The sequence below is a fragment of the Saccharopolyspora hordei genome, assembly GCF_013410345.1.
GTDB classification, from domain to species: Bacteria; Actinomycetota; Actinomycetes; order Mycobacteriales; family Pseudonocardiaceae; genus Saccharopolyspora; species Saccharopolyspora hordei.
This window is the reverse complement of sequence record NZ_JACCFJ010000001.1, coordinates 1,743,989-1,759,152: the sequence shown is the minus strand read 5'-3', so window position 1 is coordinate 1,759,152 and position 15,164 is coordinate 1,743,989. Positions and strand designations below refer to the sequence as shown.

The window sequence follows — 15,164 nt, the reverse complement described above, 5'->3', positions numbered from 1 at the left end:
GAGGGGTCGGGCCCTTGCCCGAGCCGTCGCGTGCCGTGGGATGCCCGTTCGCGGGCGGGACCGGGACGGTGGTGCGCGGTTACCGTGGGGGCATGGCCTCCTACGGTGAACTCCTCCCCGGGCGCAAGCTCAAGCACGAAGGCGACCAGGGCGGCATCTCGGAGCAGCACGACCCGGGTGGGCCGCTGGACCTGGAGCGCGGCGTGGTGTACCTCGCGCCGCCCGCGAAGCCGGCTCGCGACGAGCCGGAGGACGACGATCCGGGCGAGCGGGGTTGATCGCCGTCACAGCCCGGTAGCGGATCTCCCCAATCACCCGCGGTGCCAAAGTCGCTCCGTTACTGTGCCACGGGCAGATGAACATCCTCAGCAGATCGTGGCGAGCGATGGTCACTGCCTGTGCTCTGTCGAAGTGCACCTGAGCCGTGCCGGAGTGGAGGAAGGGACGCCGTGCAACCGGACAAGGTGTTTGGGAACCCCGGGCTCGACCAGGCGGAGGCCGTCGAGGACGGAACCGCCCTGATCGGGAACATGACGCCCGCAGGGGCCAACGGCCCACTCACCCCGGAGCAGCGGCGAGCCCTCGCGCAGAAGATCGGCGAGGACTGGAACCGGATCAGCTCGGCCGTCGCCGAGCTGTTCGCCACCGGCGTGCCCAGCAACGACCCCCGCGTCCAGCAGGTCATCAGCGAGCACTACCGCTGGATCGGCAACTTCTGGACGCCCGACCGCGCCTCCTACCTGCGGCTGGCGGAGATGTACGTGAACCAGCCGAAGTTCCGCCGCCGCATCGAGCGCAAGAAACCCCAGGGCATGGCCGCCTACCTCCGCGAGGCGATGATCCACTACGCCTGGGCGAACCTCCGCTGACCCCCGGCCCCGCGCGCGGGGTGACAGGAAGGTTCCCCTCCTCGCACCCCGCCCGGCCCCGTCGGCCGCTGTCGGGCCCATCCCGTTGAATGGTCCTCATGCGGAGGTGGGTGCTGCACGTGGACATGGACGCGTTCTTCGCGTCCGTGGAGCAGCTCACCCGCCCCACCGTGCGGGGCCGGCCGGTGCTGGTCGGCGGGCTCGGCCCGCGCGGCACCGTGGCCGGCGCCAGCTACGAGGCGCGCGAGTACGGGGCCCGCTCGGCGATGCCGATGGCCGAAGCACGGCGCCGCTGCCCGGTGGCGGTGGTGCTGCCCCCGCGGTTCCGCGTCTACCAGGTGGTCAGCCAGCGGGTGCTCGGCATCGTGCGGGAGGTCTCCGACGTCGTCGAGCAGGTGTCGGTGGACGAGGCGTTCCTCGAGCCCACCGAGCTGGCCGACGCCCCCACCGAACGCGTCCAGGAGTTCGCCCGCCGGCTGCGGGCGAGGGTGCGCCAGGAGGTCGGGGTCACCGCCTCGATCGGGGCCGGGCCGGGCAAGCAGCTCGCCAAGATCGCCTCCGACCTGGCCAAACCGGACGGGATGCTGGTGGTCCCCGCCGAGGAGCAGCTGGAGCTGCTGTCCGCGCTGCCGGTGCGCACGATGTGGGGCATCGGCCCGGTCACCGAGTCCAAGCTGCACCGCATCGGGGTGCACACCATCGGCGAGCTCGCCGCGCTCACCCTCAACGACGTGGTCTCGCTGCTGGGCCAGGCGCACGGCACCGAGCTGCACCGGCTCGCGCACGGCATCGACGACCGTCCCGTGGCCGAACGGGCCGAGGCCAAGCAGGTCAGTGCGGAGACGACCTTCGACGTCGACATCACCGACCGGGCCGAGCTGCTGTCGGAGGTGCTCGGGGTCGCCGAGTCGGCCCACCGCAGGCTGGTGTCCGGGGGCCGCGCCGCGCGCACCGTGACGCTCAAGGTCCGCGACTCGGACTTCACCACGATCAGCCGCTCGGCGACCTTCGCCTCGGCGACCAGCGACCTCGGCGCGCTCTCCGCGGCGGCGCGGCGGCTGCTGCCGGTCGCGGTCCCGCCCGGCACCCCGGTGCGGCTGGTCGGCGTGTCCTACTCGGGCCTGGCGACCTACGAGCAGGAGCCGCTCTTCGACGACCCGGCCGAGGAGCACGCGGACGCCGAGCTCGCCCCGCGGCCGGTGTCCCGGCCCAGCCCGGGGCCCGAGGTCCGGCAGTGGCGGGCCGGCGACGACGTGCGGCACCCCGAGCACGGGCACGGCTGGGTCCAGGGCGCCGGCCACGGCCGGGTCACGGTGCGGTTCGAGACCGCCGCCACCGGGCGCGGGGTGGCCCGCACGTTCGCCATCGACGACCCGCAGCTGACCCCCGCGGACCCGGTGGACAGCCTCGGCTGGTGATCAGTTCTCCGGGCCCGGCAGGCTGCGCTTGTAGTGGCCGACCCACTTCTGCGGGACGACGTCCTGCACCGCTCCCTCCAGGGCGCGCGGCAGCCTGCTGAACGGCGGCAGGTGGAACCGGTAGCGCTCGTCCGGCATGCCCGGCAGCGACGCCGGTTCGATCACCCGCCAGCGCTCCAGCTCCGGGTGCCGGGCCGCGAAGCCCGGGTCGGCCGGGTAGAACTCCAGCGCCTGGCGCCGGTCGGGGGCGACGAGGCGGCCGTGCTGCACCCACGGCAGGGTGCCGATCCCGACGGCCTTGATCTCGTCCCACGACACGCCGAAGACCTCGCCGGTGGTGCGCGCGTAGAAGCCGCTCCGGTCGACCAGGAAGCCGCGGCCGTTGAACACCCCGCGGGAACCGGCGATGAACCACAGGAACAGCACCGCGAAGACGAGCTGCCACACCCACAGCCCGACGGTGCTGCCCTTGTTCACCAGCGCCGCCGCGACCAGCACCGTGCCCAGGCCGCTGAGGCCGCCGCCGATGACCAGGGCCCGGAACATGCTCGCGCTGACGTCGACGTCCCGCGCGTCGGCGCCGAGCACGACGGGCCGGTGCCCGGGCCCGGGCTGCACCCGGGTGGCCGGGCCCTGCGTCGCAGCGTGCTCCGAGGTGTAGCGGGCGGTGCCGCGCCAGTCGGGACGACGAGCGCGCACCGTCGTCCGCTCCTGGTTCCTGACCCGGTCAGCGCGTTCCCATCCCCCTGGAAGCCATTTCATGCCGACCAGGGTAGCCACGCCGACTCCGGATGATCTTGGTCGGCGACCGATCCCAGGGTCGATGTCAGGGTGTTCTCAGGGTCAGGCCGACGGGACCCGGAGGAGCAGGGCGTCACCCTGGCCACCGCCGCCGCACAGCGCCGCCGCACCGGTCCCGCCGCCGCGCCGCCGCAGCTCCAGCGCCAGGTGCAGCGCGAGCCGCGCGCCGGACATGCCGATCGGGTGGCCGAGGGCGATCGCGCCGCCGTTGACGTTGACCTTCTCCTCGTCGATGCCCAGCGCCCGGGTGGACACGATGCCCACGGCGGCGAACGCCTCGTTGATCTCCACCAGGTCCAGGTCCGTGGCGTCGACGCCGGCCTTGGCGCAGGCGGCCTTGATCGCGTTGGACGGCTGCTCGTGCAGGCTGGCGTCCGGGCCCGCGACGACGCCGTGCGCGCCGATCTCGGCCAGCCAGCTCAGCCCCAGCTCCTCGGCCTTGGCCTTGCTCATCACCACGACCGCGGCCGCGCCATCGGAGATCTGCGACGCCGACCCCGCGGTGATGGTGCCGTCGGCGGCGAACGCCGGGCGCAGCTTGGCCAGCGACTCCACCGTGGTGTCCGGGCGCACGCCCTCGTCGGCGTCGACGACCACCGGGTCGCCCTTGCGGCGGGGGACCTCGACCGGGACGATCTCGTCCGCGAAGAGCCCCTTCTCCGCCGCCGCGGCCGCGCGCTGGTGCGAGCGGGCGGCGAAGGCGTCCTGCTCCTCGCGGGTCACGCCGTAGCGGGAGTTGTGCTTCTCCGTGGACAGGCCCATCGCGACCTGGTCGAACGCGCAGAACAGCCCGTCGTGGGCCATGTGGTCCAGCATCTGCACGTCGCCGTACTTGAAGCCCTCGCGCGAACCGGTCAGCAGGTGCGGGGCCTGGGTCATCGACTCCTGGCCACCGGCCACCACGACGTCGAACTCACCGGCCCGGATCAGCTGGTCGGCCAGCGCGATCGCGTCCAGACCGGACAGGCACACCTTGTTGATGGTCAGCGCCGGCACGTCCATCGGGATCCCGGCGGCGACCGCGGCCTGCCGAGCGGGGATCTGGCCGGCGCCCGCGGTGAGCACCTGGCCCATGATCGTGTACTCGACCTGGTCGGGGCGCACCCCGGCGCGCTCCAGCGCGGCCTTGATGGCGAACCCGCCGAGCTGGGCGCCGGAGAAGTCCTTGAGGGACCCGAGGAGCCGACCCATCGGGGTCCGCGCACCAGCCACGATCACCGAACTGCCCACGACTACCTCCCGGTCCGTGCCACGCCTCGTCGCGCCGCCACCATCATGGCCCGGCGAGCGCCACCGGGACCATACCCGCCGTGGCACCCGGTGCCACCTGTGACGACTGCCATAGGGCGGGGATGACAGGAAGGTTCCCATGCTCGCACCTCCCCCGGCCCGCGGTGCCACCGCAGCGCCGCCAGGCCCGCCCGCGACCGGTGCGCGAGCGGGCTTGGCGAGCTCGGGCAGCTAGCAGGTGCCGGCTCCGGTGGTCGTGTCGCAGAGCCCGGACTCGGCCGCCCAGGTCAGCTTGGTGCGGGCGTTGACGCCGAGCTCGCGGGAGGCCGAGACGTCGGTGTCCGCGCCGGAGTCGCTCTTGAGCCAGTAGCGGACCTCGTAGTCCGTGCCGGACTCGCTGTAGGTGAAGACGTAGAAGGGGTCGGGGACGGGGGCCGGGCCGAAGTCGGGCGAGGTCCAGGCGTCCTCGCCCTGCGCCTTGCTCGGGTCGACGTACAGGCAGTCGTACTCGGCGCCCTCGTAGGTGCAGGTGCGCATCTCGGCACCGCCGTAGCGGTCGACGGTGGAGTCCTTGACCACCCCGTCGGCCTCCAGGCGCTGGTAGATCGACTCGCAGGCGCCCTCGTCGCAGGCGTGCCAGTCCTTCCACGCGGCCGCGCGGGCCTCCGCCGCGGTGGCGCCGCCGTTGCGCGCGCTGCAGTACTTGCCGACGATGTACGGCGCCATCTTGCCGGCGGCGCCGACCGAGTCGATGGCGGTCGCGGCGGTCTCGTTCGCGCCGAGCCCCGCGGAGTCGAGCTGCCAGATGCCGACGCCGGGGTTGAAGAACAGCCCGTCGTCGCGCTGCTCGGGGTCGGCCAGCGAGGTCTGGTCGTCGTAGCGGGACAGCGTCATCGGCGACGGCGAGTCCCCGGAGCCGGCCACCTCGGGCCAGGTCGGGGACAGCACCAGGTTGGTGGCCGCGGTGGTGCTGATCTCGCAGTCCGCCTTCCCGGCCGCGTCGGCGGCCGCCGACTGCACCGCCTCGTAGGGCTCCGCGCCGAACTTGAGGTCCCCGAGCCGGACCCACGCCCGCTCGCGGCGCAGCTGGTCGGCCGACGGGTTGTCGCCGCCACCGCCGCTGGGCACCCCGTCGCCCCCGGCCGCCAGGGCCGGGCCACCGAGGCCCACCACCAGTCCGATCGACGCCAGCAGCACCGCGCTCGTGCGGCCCGGTCCACGTTGCCTTCTTGCCATGTGCGCCCCTCTCACGTGAATCAGCCACATGCTCGGTGACTGCAAGGTCACCCGACTCCGCTCAAAGGGGCAATTCGATCATCCACTTTTCACGCTTTTCCCAGCGCGAAGAGCACGGTTACGCTCGCGACATGCGAGCGGAACTCAGCGGTCTGGTCACCGCGATCGACCACGTGGGGATCGCGGTCCCGGACCTGGACGCGGCGATCGCCTTCCACCGGGACACCTTCGGCCTGGAGGTGGCCCACTCCGAGGTCAACGAGGAACAGGGCGTGCGCGAGGCGATGATGCGGGCCCCGGGCGACGCCACCGGTGCGACGCAGGTGCAGCTCATCGCACCGCTGCGCGAGGACTCGGCGATCGCGAAGTTCCTGGACCGCAACGGTCCCGGACTGCAGCAGCTCGCCTACCGGGTGACCGATGTGGAGGCTGCGATGTCCGCGCTGCGCGAGAAGGGCCTGCGGCTGCTCTACGGCGAGCCGCGCCGGGGCACCGCGGGCAGCCGGATCAACTTCGTGCACCCCAAGGACGCCGGCGGCGTGCTCGTCGAACTCGTGGAGCCCGCCGAGGTCCACTGAGGACCGGTCGTGAGTGCGGAGACCGGCTCCAGCCGGTTCTCGCACTCACGAACCGTCACGCGGGCACCAGCAGCATCCGGCGCTCGGCGACGCGCTCCACCGCCTCCCGGGTGTAGGCGAGGGGGAAGTACCGGCCGGTGCGCCAGCGCTCGGCGAGGTCGCGGTAGTGCGGGTCGTTGGGGTTCCCGGACTGGCCGGGCGTGTTCACCGCCACCGAGGAGTCCCAGTCGCCCACGTCCAGCACCATCCGGAACGAGGGACCGTTGGTCTGCCGGAAGTCACTGGTCCGGTAGGATGACTGGTTCACCGTGTCCGGTGAACCGCCGCGCGGCAGCGGGCCGACGTCGAACCGGGCCCGGTCGATCTCGGTGAACGCCCCCGAGGCCGGGTGTTCGAAGAAGCTGTGGTGCAGCCTGCCCCACTTCCACGTCCCCTCGCCGCGCCCCAGCCGTTCCCGCACCTCCGCGTAGGCCGAGCGCAACGTGGACAGCAGCAGGCGGTCGCGGGCCGCCGCGTCCGGCAGCCACCGGCCCGGCTGCTCCAGCTCGCGCAGCAGCACGAGGGTGTCGGCGTCGCCGATCACGTCGGCGGCCGCGGGCACCGCGGCCCGCACGAACCCGGGCCCGAGGTGCTTGGACAGCCACACCTCGAACAGCGCCGCCGCAGCCGAGTCCGCCGATTCCACCGCGTCCCAGTCCCGCAGCAGGCGCAGCGCGCGGCGCAGGTCGGACTCGCCGCTGTCCACCTCGGACAGCAGCCCGACCAACCGTCGCGCCGGGATGGACAGCTGGTCGTTCTGCAGCTCCTGCGAGTCGGCGATGGTGTGCGCGCGCTGGCAGGACAGCACCTCGACGATCCGCTGGTGCCGGAAGGGGTTGGTCCACTCGTAGCCGAGCCCCATGCCCTGGTGCTCCGGCGGCAGGTTGAACTGGTTCGCCGTGGCGATGAACCCCTCCTCCGGGTTGAGCACCCGCGGCAGGTCGTCCCCGGAGTGGAAGCCGTCCCACTCGTAGCGGCCGTCGCCGGGCACCGGCAGCAGGCCGTCGTAGCCGACGCGCTTGGGCGCCAGGCCACCCGGCACCCACCCGATGTTGCCGTCCACGTCGGCGTAGACCTGGTTCTCCGTCGGCGCTCCCCAGCGGCGCATGGCTTCGGTGAACTCGTCGAAGCTGCGCGCCCGCATGTAGGCGATGCTGCCGAAGTACGGCGACATGCCCGGTTCCAGCCACGCGGTGCGCACCGCGTAGGCGAGGTTGCGCTGCTCGTCGACGTGGATCACCGGGCCGTGCCGGGTGAACGGCAGCTCGACGGTCTGCGGCTCCGCGCCGCGGACCGCGACCTCCTCGCGCAGCACCGTCATCGACTCCCAGCCGTCCCGGTAGCGGTAGCGGGTGCGGTCGGCCGGGTCGAGCTCGTAGACGTAGAGGTCTTCCTGGTCGATCGGGAAGATCGTCAGCCCGAAGGCGACGGTCCCGTTGTGCCCGATGGAGATGCCGGGCAGAGCGGGCTCGCCCGCCCCGATCACGTCCAGCCCGGGCGCGGACAGGTGCGCCACGTAGCGCAGGGACGGCGCCGAGTAGGCGCGGTGCGGGTCGTTGGCCAGGATCGGGCGGCCGGTGGCGGTGCGCTCCCCGCTGATCACCCAGTTGTTGCTGCCCTCGGTGGCCGGGTCGCGGACCACCGCCTTGCGGATGCTCCCGTCGGCGAACTCCACCTGCTGGGTGGCGAGGTCGAAGACCTCGAGCACGTCGTCGGGCAGCGCGCACGGGTCGAAGCCGTCGGGCACCACCGTGCGGTGGTCCGGTTGCAGGCCCTGCCGGACCTGGTCGGCGTCGACGCCCGCGGCGCAGGCCACCCGGGCACGCACGACCTCGCTGGTGAGGTTGCGGGTCAGGCCGTGGCTGCGGATGCGGACCACGTCCGCCGGGTCCCAGCGGGCCGGCCGGTAGCCGAGGATGCCGAACTCGGGCGGCAGGTGCTCGGGGTGCTCGTCGAGCCAGTCCAGGTAGGCGTTGATCCCGGCGGTGAACTGGGTGGCGATCCGCTGCGCGTCCGGCGCGTAGCGCGACCACTCCACGTCCATGTCGCCCCGGTACAGGAACAACCGGGTGGCCCGGTCCTGCGGCACGTACTCGGGGCCCAGCACCTCGGCGAGCTGCCCGAGGCCGCGGCGCCGCCACAGGTCGATCTGGAACAGCCGCTCGCGGGCGGCGTTGAAGCCCTGGGCGAGGAAGACGTCGTCCTCGCTGCGCGCGTAGAGGTGCGGCACGCCGTAGCGGTCCTCGATCAGCTCCACCGGGGCCCGCAGCCCCCGCACCCGGTACGTCCAGCGCTCCGTCGTCGCGTCCGGCGCGGAACTCCCCGTGGCCGCCATCATCCCGGCACCTGCGATCCCGACCGCCGTGGCCACCAGTCCCTGACGCCGGGAGAACCGCACCTGTCCAACGCCCACCACAACCTCCCGCATCGACGCCTGCGGAAGGTTCTTAGCGCGCGGAACGATCTTTCACAACACTGGATCGACTTCGGGAGGCACCTTTCATCCGACGTGATGCACCGCGGCGGCGGAGCGGGACCGGTTCTCGCGGCGAGGCGGGCACCGGAGCGCACGCGGGGGAAGCGCCCGCCACCCCGTCGGTCCGGGCGCCGTCAGGCGGGTTCCACCCGGTGCGGGGCGCCGACGCCCAGTTCCAGCGCGTGGGCGATGAAGCCGATCTCGCGCTCCAGCTCGTCCTCGTGCGCGCCGTGGCGGGCCACCGAGTGCCGGTGGTTGACCACCCGCGCCAGCAGCAGCGCGGCGGTGTCGACGTCGCAGCGGACCGGGCCCGGCGGCAGCGCCAGTTCGATCACCCCGCGGATCTGCTCGGCGACGTGCCGGAAGCGCCGCTGCAGCGCCTCCCGGACCGCGACGTGCGTGTCCGCCTCGCGCCACAGCAGGTGGCTGAGCAGCGGTGACGCCTCCAACCTGGCGTCCAGCTCGCGCACCAGCCGGCGCAGGCTGCCTGCGACGTCCCCGCGCACCGCGATCCGGTCCGACACCACCGGTTCGTCGGGCAGCCGGTCGACCAGCGCGGTCAGCAGGTCCTGCTTGCGGCGGAAGTAGTAGTGGATGAGGCCCTTCGGCACCTCGGCCCGTTCCGCGATCCGCGACGTGGGCGTGGCCTCGAAACCGTGCTCGGCGAACAGCTCCCCGGCCGCTTCGAGGATCCGCTCGCGCGCGGAGGCACCGTCGTCTCCCGGTCGCGCATCCGAAGTGGACTCCCGCGCACCGGAGCCGCGGCGACCCGGCGCCTGTGCCATGAACCAGACCTCCACCTCCTGCGCGCGGGGATCGCGCGCGGCCCGGAGACTACCGCCAGGCCGCGCGCACCGACCGTGAGCGGGTCGCACCGCCCACGGCTCGAGCGGTCAGTGCTGGCCCGCCATGCCGCCGCGGTGCGCGGCGTTGGCCTCGGGCAGCGCAGCCGCTCCAGCGAGAACGGCCAGCACGCCGACGATCCACGAGGTCCACGACGCGCCCGTGAGCTCGGAGTACCCCAGGACCCACGGCGAGATGAACAGCAGCGCACCCAGCAGCATGTGGCAGTACTCGCTCATCACCGAGCCGGGCATGGCCAACGACCACACGCTGGCGACCACCAGCAGTGCCCCGAGCACGATCATCGCGGACATCGCCGCCGTGTCCGTCGGCGTCCACAGCGTGCCGAGGACCAGGTAGGCGCCCAGCACCACACCGGCCCAGTCCTGCCAGCGGACCCACGGCTTCACAGTCGAACCGCTCGACCTCTCGGCCACGTCGATCACCTCCATCGAGCACGATCCACAACTCCATTGCACGCTTGGTTGGCCAGCCGGTCAAGTCCGTCAGCCGGGTGGTCCCGGGCGTTTCGACCTGCGAGTTCCCTCGGCGAACCCGCGTTCGACGAAGCCCCCTCTCCCCACCCGGTCCGCCGGCGCGGAACCCGGGTTCGGCGGTCGCCTGTCGGGTGATCTCCAGGGAGTGCTCGGCGTGTCCGGAGGATCACCGCCCGTGCAGGTCTCGCGGTCACGACGCGCCGGGCCACCGGAAGTTCGTGAACGGTTCACCGAAATCCGGCCGATACGCGCCACACCTCCCACAACGACGTCGTCTTCCAGGTAGCTTGGTGCCATGGGCCTTGCCGACGACCGCGACTTGCTCCCCCTTGGTTCGGGGTTCGACCTCGTTCGCAAGAACGGTTACGACCGCGCCCAGGTCGATGAGCACCTGGAGCGGCTCGACGCCGACATCCGCATCCTGACCGCGGACCGCGACGCGGCCGTCTCCCAAGCCAACGACCTGTCCAAGCAGCTGGAGTCGGCCCGCTCCGAGATCGAGAGCCTGCGCGGCCAGGTGGAGCGGCTGGCCAAGCCGCCGACGACGCTGGAGGGCCTCAGCGAGCGCCTGCAGCGGATGCTGCGGCTCGCCCAGGACGAGGCCAACGAGATCCGCAGTCGCGCGGAGAACGACGCGGCCCAGATCCGCGCGCGTTCCGAAGCCGAGGCCACCGAGCTCCGCAACCGCTACGAGCAACTGCTCGCCGAGGTCAACACCCGGCGCTCGGAGATGGAGACCGAGCACCGGGCGCTGATGGACAAGGCCAAGTCCGAGGCGGAGCGGATCACCCGCGAGGCCGAGGAGAACCGCAAGCGCGCCGACAAGGAGTCCGAAGCCCGCCGCGCGCAGGTCGAGGAGGACTTCGAGATCGCGATGGCCGCGCGCCGCAGCGAGGCGATGCGCACCCTGGCCGAGCAGGAGGCCACCAGCAAGGCCGAGGCCGAACGCCGCGTCCGCGAGGCCACCGACGAGGCCAACCGGCGGCTGCGGGAAGGCACCAACGAGGCCCACCGCCGGGTCCGGGAGGCCACCGACGAGGCCAACCGGCTGGTCAGCGAAGCCACCGCGAAGGCCGAGAAGCTGACCCGCGAGAGCGAGGAGGCGGCCGCCAAGCGCGAGCGCGAGAGCGTCGAGGCCGCCGAGAAGCGCAAGCGGGAGAGCGAGGAAGCCGCGGAGAAGCGGCTGCGCGAGGCCAAGCAGGAAGCCGAGCGGCTGGTCAACGAGGCGACCGAGAAGTCCGAGCGGATGGTCCGCGAGTGCACCGAGGAGGCCACCCGTCTCATCGACGAGGCCACCCGCGAGAGCAAGCGCCTGGTCGCCACCGCCCGCGAGGACGCCCGCGCCCGCCTCGGCTCGACCACCGAGGAGGTGCAGCGCCGCCTCGCCAAGGCCGACGAGCACGTGCACTCGCTGACCCAGCTGCGCGACGCGGTGGCCAAGAAGCTGCGCGACGCCGCCGAGATGCTCGGCCAGACCACGCCGCTGCTCGAGCGCCTCGACCAGGAGGACGCCGAGGAGGAGAAGCTCCGCCAGGCGGCGGCCGAAGCGCGCGAGCAGGCCCGCAAGGACGCCGAAGAGGCCCTCGCCCAGGACAGCCGCGACTCCGACGGCGAGACCGCGGAGACCGAACCGGCGAAGCCGGAGCCGGCGAAGCAGAACGGGAAGGCGCAGCAGGCGGGGTCCGCGCAGCCGGACGCGACACCGGCGGAGGCCGAGGCGGGGTCCGCGGAGTCCGGGAAGCCGGCGGAGAAGAGCGCGAAGCCGGAAGCGGCGTCCGGCGAACCGGAGGCGGGGAACGGCGAGGCGTCGGCGAAGACCGAGCCCGGCAAGAGCGGGGACGTGCCCGCGCAGCAAGGGAAACCGACGTCGAGCGACGACTCCCTGACCGACGGCCCGACCGAGCAGATCCACCGCGACGTGGTCCGCGGCCAGAGCGCGAAGGCCCAGCGCGGTCCGCACGACGAACCGACCCGCCGCATCCAGCTGCCGGTCCCGGAGGAGGCCCCGCGCGGTGGTCAGCGCTCGCAGGCCACCGGCCGGCAGCGACGCTGATCCGGTCGGCACCTCGGGCACCGACTCGAGGTGCCGTCCGGCGGGCCCGACGTCCGCGGGGAAGCCCTCGCACCTGACACGGTGGTGGGTCGTGGACCGGGGACGTCCTGTTCAGCACCGGAGACCTCGCCAGGCACGGGCGGGTGTCCGGCCCGCGTGTTTGCACCACCACGACGCCATCGGGCTGCTGCCGCCCGCCCACGTCGACCGGTCCACCGGGCACCGGGCCCACCACGCGGCCCAGCTCGCCCGCCTCGACCGGATCGTCGCGCTGGAGGAGCTCGGCTCACCGTGCAGCAGGTGCGGCAGGTCCTCGGCGAGCGGTTCAGCGCCGTGCAGCTGCGCGGCACGCTCGTGCTGCGGCAGGCGGCACTGGAGAACCGGACCGCGGCGGACACGGCCCGGTCGGACGACGTGCGGCGCGGCTCCGGGTGATCAGCGGAGGGCACGCTGCCTGCCGAGGGAGTGACCTGCCTGCGGTGCGGTCGGCCGAGTTGTCCGGCACGGCGCGGACCACGGCCCCGCAGTCGATCGGGCCGGCGGTCCAGGGCCTCTACGCCGAGCTGTGCGCGGCGCTGGAGCGGGCCGGGGTGACGCCGGTCGGCCCGGCGACCGCCTCCGACGAGGGCGACCACGACAGCGACGACGTGGTCGTGCACGCGGGGCTGCCGGTCAGCGTCGACCCGGATCCGGCGTTCGAGTCCGCTGTCGTGGACTTGCCTGCGGTGGAGCGGGCGGCCACGATCGTGCACCGCGGTTCGACGGACGACTGCCTGCCGGCCCACCAGGCGCTGGCGCAGTGGAGGGAGGCTGCTGGTCACCAGCCGACCGGCAACGAGCGGGAGGTCACCCTCGCCGGGCTGGACGGGACGGTGACCGAGATCCAGTCGCCCATCCGGACGAGCTGGCGTCCTGCCTGGTCGCCGCGGTGCGCGTCATCGTCCCGGCGCTCGGCTCTCTCTACGAGCAAGGGTGGTTGCAGGCAGAGCGCACAGGAAAGGACCACACCGATGGTGGACCCGGAGTCGCCGACCGGTGACGACACCAACCCCCGTGCCCGGCGCGGGTCGGGCCAGTACTTCGTGCTGCCCAGCGAGATGGCCGACGAGCTGCGGCGGCTCGAAGCGAAGGCGCAGGAGCGGGACTCGCGCCTGCCCGCGAAGGACGAAGACTAGCGCCGGTCAGCCCAGCTCGGCCAGCCACGGTCGGACGGCAGCGGCGAACTCCTCCGGTGCCTCGACCGGCGGCAGGTGACCAGTGCCGGGCAGGGTCACGAGCTCACCCGCCGGCAGCACGTCCGCCAGTCCCCGGGCGTGCTCCGGCGGGGTGAGCGCGTCCTCCTCCCCCACGACCACCAGCGCGGGACCGGTGTAGGCGCGCAGCACGTCGGTGCTGTCCGGGCGGCTCGCCATGGCCCGCTGCGCCCACGCGACGCCGTCCGCCGGCTGCGCCTCGACGAGCTCCCGGACGCGCGCGACCACCTCCGGGCGCTGCTCGTGCGTCGTGCGCCCGAGGAGGTTCGGCAGCGTGCTGTCGGCCAGCCACCCGCTCGTGCCCTCGCGCTCCGCCCGGTCCGCGACCTCGAGGCGGTTGGCGCGCTGCTCGTCGTCGTCCGCGACGGCCTTCGTGTCGACCAGCAGCAGCCCGGCGACGCGCTGCGGCGCGGCCCGCAGCACGCCCATCGCGACGTAGCCGCCCATCGAGCAACCGCCCAGCACGACCTTCGGCAGCTCCAGCCGGTCGAGCAGTTCCAGGACGTCGGCAGCCGCGGCGTCGATGCTGGGGTGCCCGGCCACCCGGCCGGCGTCGTCGGGCTCGGCCAGGCTCCGCGCCCACGACCCGTCCAGCGGGCTCTCCCCGAGGCCGCGCTGGTCCGGGGCGATCACCCGCGCCTGCTCCTCCAGGCCCGCCCGGGCCTGGTCCCACATCCGTGCGTCCGCCGGGAACGCGTGCAGGAGCACCAGCGGCGTTCCGGCACCCGATTCGATGTAGTGCACGGCCCCATCGTGCCGCACGGAGTGCGACGACGCGCCCCTCCCGCGGGGCGCGTCGCGTGGAGCACGGGAACCTTCCTGTCACCTCCCGCCTACAGGCCCCAGGACTCGCTGAGGTGCCAGGCGGCGCAGACGTCCACGTCGAGCAGGTAGGCCCCGGCCTGTCCGCACTGCTCCTCGCCCGATCCGGGGTCGATCGGCTGTCCGTGGCCCATCCCGGTGATCGCGACGGTCTCGACCAGGGTGCGGCCCGAGCTGTCGGCGTAGACCTCGTGCGGGTAACCCGCGATGGTGTCGGTGGAGGTCGGGGTGGCCGGGATGCCGTGCACGTCCGTCCACTGCTCCACCAGCTCCCGCTGGTTCGCCGGCGCCACGGTGCTGTCCGTGGTGCCGTGCCAGACGCTCAGCGTCGGCCACGGTCCCTGGTGAGAGCTCGCGCCGCGCACCGCCTCGCCCCACTGCTCGGGTGTGCGGTCCTTGCCGGGGTTCATGCAGGTGAACGCGTCGACCACGCTCGTGGCGCAGCCGAACGGCACACCGGCGACGATCCCGCCCCCGGCGAAGACGTCCGGGTAGGCCGCGAGCATGACCGCGGTCATCGCGCCTCCAGCGGACAGCCCGGTGGCGTAGACCCGCGCCGGGTCGCCGCCGGTCTCGCCGAGGGCGTGCTGGACCATCTGCGCGATCGACTCGGCCTCACCGCTGCCCCGCGCGGTGTCGCCGGCCTGGAACCAGTTGAAGCACCGGTTGGCGTTGTTGAGCTGCTCCTGCTGCGGCAGCACGAGGGTGAACTGGGCGCGCTCGGCCAGCTCAACCCAGCCCGCGCCGGTGCCGTAGCCCGCCGCGTCCTGGGTGCACCCGTGCATCGCGACCACCACCGGGCGTCCTTCCGGCAGGCCGTCGGGCACGTACTCGAACATGCGCAGCGCGCCGGGATTGCTGCCGAACCCGGTCACTTCCCGGAGTTCGGCCGCCGACGCCGTCGGGGCGGACACGACCGCCGCCAGCAGCACCGCCGCTGCCAGGGAGAACAACCGCATCACTGAACCACCTCCTCGTGGTCCAGATCACGGTAGAGGTGATCTCGGCCCGCTCTCCACCGTGGACGCCGCTACTCCCAGACGATCTTC

At 73.1% G+C, this 15,164-nt stretch carries 14 protein-coding genes and 2 pseudogenes; 8 read left to right on the top strand and 8 right to left on the bottom strand.

The genetic code is table 11. The features are described 5' to 3' along the window. Nucleotides 1-92 precede the first annotated feature (92 nt). From HNR68_RS08320 to HNR68_RS08310, 3 genes are all read left to right on the top strand, one after another. The gene (locus HNR68_RS08320) at nucleotides 93-278 is read left to right on the top strand and encodes a hypothetical protein (protein ID WP_179719225.1); all 186 of its coding nucleotides are present in this window, start codon (nucleotides 93-95) and stop codon (nucleotides 276-278) included. 252 nt (nucleotides 279-530) lie between these two features. Beyond that, complete coding sequence (locus tag HNR68_RS08315) at nucleotides 531-869, top strand: TipAS antibiotic-recognition domain-containing protein (protein WP_218888232.1); 339 nt, start codon at nucleotides 531-533, stop codon at nucleotides 867-869. A gap of 98 nt (nucleotides 870-967) precedes the next feature. Further along, on the top strand, nucleotides 968-2,287 hold the full coding sequence (locus HNR68_RS08310) for a DNA polymerase IV (RefSeq protein WP_179719221.1): 1,320 nt from the start codon (nucleotides 968-970) through the stop codon (nucleotides 2,285-2,287). On the opposite strand, the gene HNR68_RS08305 is transcribed toward HNR68_RS08310, so the two are convergent. From HNR68_RS08305 to HNR68_RS08295, 3 genes are all read right to left on the bottom strand, one after another. After that, nucleotides 2,288-2,986: a hypothetical protein gene (locus tag HNR68_RS08305; protein WP_246330411.1), complete on the bottom strand. Its 699-nt coding sequence runs from the start codon at nucleotides 2,984-2,986 to the stop codon at nucleotides 2,288-2,290. A 144-nt stretch (nucleotides 2,987-3,130) separates the two neighbouring features. Further along, complete coding sequence (locus tag HNR68_RS08300) at nucleotides 3,131-4,318, bottom strand: acetyl-CoA C-acyltransferase (RefSeq protein WP_179719217.1); 1,188 nt, start codon at nucleotides 4,316-4,318, stop codon at nucleotides 3,131-3,133. 231 nt (nucleotides 4,319-4,549) lie between these two features. Then, entirely contained in the window at nucleotides 4,550-5,554 is a 1,005-nt protein-coding gene (locus HNR68_RS08295; RefSeq protein WP_179719215.1) for a hypothetical protein, read from the bottom strand. Nucleotides 5,555-5,685: 131 nt separating this feature from the next. On the opposite strand from HNR68_RS08295, the gene mce reads away from it, so the two are divergent. Continuing rightward, complete coding sequence (gene mce / locus HNR68_RS08290; RefSeq protein ID WP_179719214.1) at nucleotides 5,686-6,132, top strand: methylmalonyl-CoA epimerase; 447 nt, start codon at nucleotides 5,686-5,688, stop codon at nucleotides 6,130-6,132. A gap of 55 nt (nucleotides 6,133-6,187) precedes the next feature. Here mce and HNR68_RS08285 read toward each other — a convergent pair whose 3' ends face one another. The 3 genes from HNR68_RS08285 to HNR68_RS08275 all read right to left on the bottom strand — a co-directional run bounded on the left by HNR68_RS08285 (nucleotide 6,188) and on the right by HNR68_RS08275 (nucleotide 9,942). Beyond that, a complete protein-coding gene (locus HNR68_RS08285) occupies nucleotides 6,188-8,584 on the bottom strand; it encodes a penicillin acylase family protein (RefSeq protein ID WP_343049997.1) in 2,397 nt (798 codons plus the stop codon). Between the two features lie 197 nt (nucleotides 8,585-8,781). Then, nucleotides 8,782-9,432 (bottom strand): TetR/AcrR family transcriptional regulator, encoded by a 651-nt coding sequence (locus HNR68_RS08280; protein WP_179719210.1) that lies wholly within the window; start codon nucleotides 9,430-9,432, stop codon nucleotides 8,782-8,784. A 108-nt stretch (nucleotides 9,433-9,540) separates the two neighbouring features. Next, nucleotides 9,541-9,942: an SPW repeat domain-containing protein gene (locus tag HNR68_RS08275; protein WP_179719208.1), complete on the bottom strand. Its 402-nt coding sequence runs from the start codon at nucleotides 9,940-9,942 to the stop codon at nucleotides 9,541-9,543. Nucleotides 9,943-10,282: 340 nt separating this feature from the next. On the opposite strand from HNR68_RS08275, the pseudogene HNR68_RS27580 reads away from it, so the two are divergent. From HNR68_RS27580 to HNR68_RS08260, 4 genes and pseudogenes are all read left to right on the top strand, one after another. Next, nucleotides 10,283-11,053, top strand: a pseudogene (locus HNR68_RS27580) (M protein); the annotation flags it as partial. Nucleotides 11,054-11,999: 946 nt separating this feature from the next. Continuing rightward, a pseudogene (locus tag HNR68_RS27385) lies at nucleotides 12,000-12,278 on the top strand (hypothetical protein); the annotation flags it as partial. 53 nt (nucleotides 12,279-12,331) lie between these two features. Then, nucleotides 12,332-12,475 (top strand): hypothetical protein, encoded by a 144-nt coding sequence (locus tag HNR68_RS08265; RefSeq protein WP_179719204.1) that lies wholly within the window; start codon nucleotides 12,332-12,334, stop codon nucleotides 12,473-12,475. Between the two features lie 44 nt (nucleotides 12,476-12,519). After that, nucleotides 12,520-13,215, top strand: a complete 696-nt coding sequence (locus tag HNR68_RS08260) for a GyrI-like domain-containing protein (RefSeq protein ID WP_179719202.1) — start codon at nucleotides 12,520-12,522, stop codon at nucleotides 13,213-13,215. Between the two features lie 6 nt (nucleotides 13,216-13,221). Here the strand turns inward: HNR68_RS08260 and HNR68_RS08255 are convergent, their stop codons facing one another. Beyond that, the gene (locus HNR68_RS08255; RefSeq protein WP_179719200.1) at nucleotides 13,222-14,037 is read right to left on the bottom strand and encodes an alpha/beta fold hydrolase; all 816 of its coding nucleotides are present in this window, start codon (nucleotides 14,035-14,037) and stop codon (nucleotides 13,222-13,224) included. A gap of 89 nt (nucleotides 14,038-14,126) precedes the next feature. Then, nucleotides 14,127-15,074 (bottom strand): extracellular catalytic domain type 1 short-chain-length polyhydroxyalkanoate depolymerase, encoded by a 948-nt coding sequence (locus tag HNR68_RS08250; protein WP_179719198.1) that lies wholly within the window; start codon nucleotides 15,072-15,074, stop codon nucleotides 14,127-14,129. Nucleotides 15,075-15,164 lie beyond the last annotated feature (90 nt).

Bases quoted from the DNA above. Each gene is read 5' to 3' on its own strand.
- HNR68_RS08320 (WP_179719225.1), top strand. From the start codon at position 93: ATGGCCTCCTACGGTGAACTCCTCCCCGGGCGCAAGCTCAAGCACGAA.
- HNR68_RS08315 (WP_218888232.1), top strand. From the start codon at position 531: ATGACGCCCGCAGGGGCCAACGGCCCACTCACCCCGGAGCAGCGGCGA.
- HNR68_RS08310 (WP_179719221.1), top strand. From the start codon at position 968: ATGCGGAGGTGGGTGCTGCACGTGGACATGGACGCGTTCTTCGCGTCC.
- HNR68_RS08295 (WP_179719215.1), bottom strand. From the start codon at position 5,554: ATGGCAAGAAGGCAACGTGGACCGGGCCGCACGAGCGCGGTGCTGCTG.
- mce (WP_179719214.1), top strand. From the start codon at position 5,686: ATGCGAGCGGAACTCAGCGGTCTGGTCACCGCGATCGACCACGTGGGG.
- HNR68_RS08280 (WP_179719210.1), bottom strand. From the start codon at position 9,432: ATGGCACAGGCGCCGGGTCGCCGCGGCTCCGGTGCGCGGGAGTCCACT.
- HNR68_RS08275 (WP_179719208.1), bottom strand. From the start codon at position 9,942: ATGGAGGTGATCGACGTGGCCGAGAGGTCGAGCGGTTCGACTGTGAAG.
- HNR68_RS08250 (WP_179719198.1), bottom strand. From the start codon at position 15,074: ATGCGGTTGTTCTCCCTGGCAGCGGCGGTGCTGCTGGCGGCGGTCGTG.